The 800-nt window shown below is 64.8% G+C and carries 2 protein-coding genes; both read left to right on the top strand.

From position 1 onward, the window contains the following. A partial coding sequence (locus tag AC1D15_RS35250) for a DUF1513 domain-containing protein (RefSeq protein WP_477829741.1) occupies positions 1-423 on the top strand: 423 nt, incomplete at its 5' end. Positions 424-499: 76 nt separating this feature from the next. Then, positions 500-800 (top strand): hypothetical protein (locus AC1D15_RS35245; RefSeq protein WP_477829740.1); only part of this gene is annotated, 301 nt, incomplete at its 3' end.

Here is an 800-nt window from a genome sequence, read left to right as displayed (position 1 = left end):
GTGCTCGGCATTGCGATGCAGGCCGAGCACGCCGATGCCGCGCTGCGTGCCGTGGCACCGGTGCTGGCGCGCTTCGATGGCCACGCGTTGCAACCCGCAGCATCACCATCGCTCGCCGGCTACGGCGGCGACATCGCGGCCACGCAGGAAGGCTTCGTGATCGGCTGCCCACGTGCACAAGGCCTCGCGCAATGGCAAGCCGATGGGAATTGGCAAGGTCTCGCGCCGTTGCAGGAGGCCTGCGCTGTTGCACTTGATGCCTCCCATGCGCTGTGGGCCGGTGGCCGACCGGAAGCGCAGCGATCGCAGGCGCGGATATCTGACGCAAAAAAAGACGATCGGTCGCTGGTTGGTCTTCCAATTGGTCTGCAACTGGACAACCATTGGTTGGTGCTTGGCGACGTTGTGGCGAAAGAGGGGTAACGCCGAGTAACCCTACCGTCCGCATTTGCAGGTCCTTCGCTATCGTTTGCGCACAACGACAGGGGAGATAAAACCCATGAATCGAGTGCTCTCATGGCCGTTGCTGCCGCTTCTCGCGCAGCAACTCGAGCAAGTCGCACGCTCTCGCCACGTGGCGGTGGTGGGCGACAAGCAGGCCGTTCGCATCACCCTTTCCTTCGGCGTCGTCGAGATGCTGATCTCGCCGAACCAGCAACCGATGCTGCCCGGCACCGAGGTCTACGTGTGGTTCAAGGGCGGCGGCTTTTTATGCGGCCCGAAGCGCGAGATCGACCTCGCCGAGCGCGAATCGCGCCATGCGCTGCGGCGCGTGAAGGCCGCGCGGGCCGCGCTGGCCG

The sequence above is a fragment of the Rhizobacter sp. P2_H2 genome (assembly GCF_056403375.1).
The sequence above is the reverse complement of the archived record's forward strand: the minus strand, read 5'-3'. Positions and strand labels throughout refer to the sequence as shown.